General features: G+C 42.9%; 4 protein-coding genes and 1 pseudogene. 4 read left to right on the plus strand and 1 reads right to left on the minus strand.

Translation table 11 applies throughout. The features are described from left to right. Positions 1 to 159: 159 nt before the first annotated feature. Positions 160 to 1,083, minus strand: coding sequence for a hypothetical protein (locus AACQ83_RS23800; protein ID WP_192881112.1), 924 nt, complete (start codon positions 1,081 to 1,083; stop codon positions 160 to 162). A gap of 306 nt (positions 1,084 to 1,389) precedes the next feature. Between AACQ83_RS23800 and AACQ83_RS23805 the strand changes: the two genes are divergently transcribed. The 4 genes and pseudogenes from AACQ83_RS23805 to rz1 all read left to right on the plus strand — a co-directional run. Next, complete coding sequence (locus tag AACQ83_RS23805; protein WP_112886962.1) at positions 1,390 to 1,725, plus strand: phage holin, lambda family; 336 nt, start codon at positions 1,390 to 1,392, stop codon at positions 1,723 to 1,725. Beyond that, complete coding sequence (locus AACQ83_RS23810) at positions 1,712 to 2,137, plus strand: lysozyme (RefSeq protein ID WP_112878228.1); 426 nt, start codon at positions 1,712 to 1,714, stop codon at positions 2,135 to 2,137. Before AACQ83_RS23805 ends, AACQ83_RS23810 begins: the two co-directional genes overlap by 14 nt. Next, a pseudogene (locus AACQ83_RS23815) lies at positions 2,134 to 2,451 on the plus strand (lysis protein); the annotation flags it as partial. The gene AACQ83_RS23810 and the pseudogene AACQ83_RS23815, both read left to right, overlap by 4 nt. Positions 2,452 to 2,455: 4 nt before the next feature. Beyond that, positions 2,456 to 2,515, plus strand: a 60-nt coding sequence (gene rz1, locus AACQ83_RS23820; RefSeq protein ID WP_240000915.1) for a lysis system o-spanin lipoprotein Rz1, incomplete at its 3' end; no start/stop codon positions are given.

Here is a 2,515-nt window from a genome sequence, read left to right on the forward strand (position 1 = left end):
CCGATATGGGAATTCCCATATCGGAACGAATTCAATTGATTACGGAGGCTGCGCATAGCGTGGCCTTTTTACTTATACGACGCTGATCACCCGGAACTGAATCCGGGCTTTATTCGCTGATTGGGTGGCTATTAGCGGTGAGTAAATCATAAAAAATACTTATTTGGGTAACTCTGGTTTTTTCACTTGAGTTAATAAACTTCCTGCATTTACAGGAGGAATAGCTCCAGCTCTAACCTTGCTTTCTATATATGCAGGAAATTTTATTGGCAAGTATGAGCGTTGCATCCAGCGTCGAAATTCGCCTAATGCATCATCAGGATATACCCATGCTTCAATAGGTCCAGCTCTGTGTTGTGGAAACCAATAGGGATAGATGTGTGGAGATTTTATTCTTTCGCCATACTTTTTATCTAAATTATTTCGTACCCAATGAGTGCCCCAAACTTGACCAACGCTTATATCTGGAATTGAAGCAGGCCCAAAATCAAAACCTGTGTTGATCATTTTGAGGGTCAAGTCAGCCATTTCACTGAATATAGAAAAGTAACCAAATGGAACTTGGCTGTTTAATTGAAGTCTTTCTTGAAAACATTGCCATGCGCCACGTAGTGGGTTTTCAGGATCAATGCCTACACTTAAAAAAATAAATCTGCGTAGTGAGTGCTCGGCCAATGCCCTGTAATTTCTAATGGCGGTAGTATTGTCAAATTGACCACTTTGAGAAGCCTCGAAAGCGTAATATTCCAGTATTGCCATGCATACACTATCGGGATATGCATGAGTTTCTATGCCTTGATTTGTAATGATTGTGTATAAGCGGGTTAGTTTCAATCCCTTGGATTGTAGTATTGTGTCTATTTTTTTACCTCTTGGTTTGTTTCTTTCTTCTAGCCAATTTGTGGTTAACCGAGTCATTACCCCTGAGTCGACACCACATAACCTAGATAAACCACGCATGGTTAAATATGGAAGTCCATTATTAAGGACCCCCATTTGAATGCCATCAATTTCAACCTCTTTTACTGGAAATAACTCGAGTTCTTGTTGCTGCCCAATCATATGAGAATTTGATTTATCCATTTGATATTCCTTGGTTTTTGATGCTGCTTGCATCAATGATGATGCATGCTTAACTTAACCTAATGAATATTTATTGGAACCCTGATATTTAAACAGGCCGACTCAGATCGACCAAATTTAGCTCTGGGTTTTATTGATTCCAGGTCACATTTCGGTGTGGCCTTTTTTATAATCAACTTCCGTTTTTTTCCCATCATTTGAGGGGTGAAAACAAGAAGTGGCGATCAGTTCATTAACCCAATTAACAACAACTCACAGGGGCGAACATAGCTCACCCCCACGGACGCCCATTTTATGGGGGTGGATATGAAACTCATGGACAAGCAACCAGACATCTGGGTGCAGCTATGGTTATGGCTGCTATCAGTCAAAGAACAGGGTATAGGTGCAATACTATCGGGGACAATGGCTTTTCTCAGGGGTCGCTATAACGGCGGGGGATGGCTGCGTGTCTCAATTGATGCCTTTATGTGTGCCATGTTCGCGTGGTTCATTCGTGACATTTTAAATCTTTTTGGTCTGAACCCTGACTTGGCCTACATCGGTAGTGTGGTGATTGGCTATCTTGGCACAGATTTTATTGGTCAATTACTGCGTAGATCAGCAGAGAAAAGAGCAGGGGTATCAGATGCAAATCAGTGAACACGGTTTAGCGGAACTCAAAATTTATGAGGGTTGCAGTCTAACTGCGTACCTTTGCCCTGCAAGAGTTTGGACTATCGGTTACGGTCACACTCACGGAGTAAAGCCAGGTGATGCAATCACAGAACGGCAGGCCGAACAATTCTTACTTGATGATTTGGCCCCGGTTTACATTACTTTGGAAAACTCAGTCAAAGTGCCGCTGACTCAGGGCCAGTTTGATGCGCTTTGCTCATTCATATTCAACTGTGGCGCTAGTGCTTTCGTCCGTTCTACTTTACTTAAAAAGCTCAACGCTGGTGATTATAAGGGTGCGGCGAATCAGTTCATGGAGTGGAATAAAGCGGGTGGGCGAGTATTACCGGGTTTAGATGCACGACGAGCATCTGAGAAAACGATGTTTTTATCATGAAATTCAACGCTCACTACTACACGCTTATTGCACTGATTATTGTCTCACTCACAGCTTATTACTATCACTCTGCATTACAGAAAGAGCGGCATGTGACAAAGCAACAGCAGTCAGAAATCCAGCAACTCACAGATACTATCAACTATCAGAACTCTCACATCGCAATGTTGAATGAGCTGGACATTAAACACACACGAGAATTAACCAATGCCAAATCTGAAATTGATGTTCTTCGCAATGATGTTGCCGCTGGTCGTCGCCGGTTGCTCGTCAAAGCCACGTGTCCAGTGTCTGAAACCGCTTCCAGCACCGGCTTGGATGGTTCAAGACCCGCCCGACTGGAGAAAGACGCTGAACAAGATTATTTACGTCTCCTCG

This window comes from Photorhabdus sp. S10-54, assembly GCF_963878145.1.
Lineage (GTDB): Bacteria > Pseudomonadota > Gammaproteobacteria > Enterobacterales > Enterobacteriaceae > Photorhabdus > Photorhabdus kayaii.

Bases quoted from the DNA above. Each gene is read 5' to 3' on its own strand.
- AACQ83_RS23800 (WP_192881112.1), bottom strand. From the start codon at position 1,083: ATGGATAAATCAAATTCTCATATGATTGGGCAGCAACAAGAACTCGAG.
- AACQ83_RS23805 (WP_112886962.1), top strand. From the start codon at position 1,390: ATGAAACTCATGGACAAGCAACCAGACATCTGGGTGCAGCTATGGTTA.
- AACQ83_RS23810 (WP_112878228.1), top strand. From the start codon at position 1,712: ATGCAAATCAGTGAACACGGTTTAGCGGAACTCAAAATTTATGAGGGT.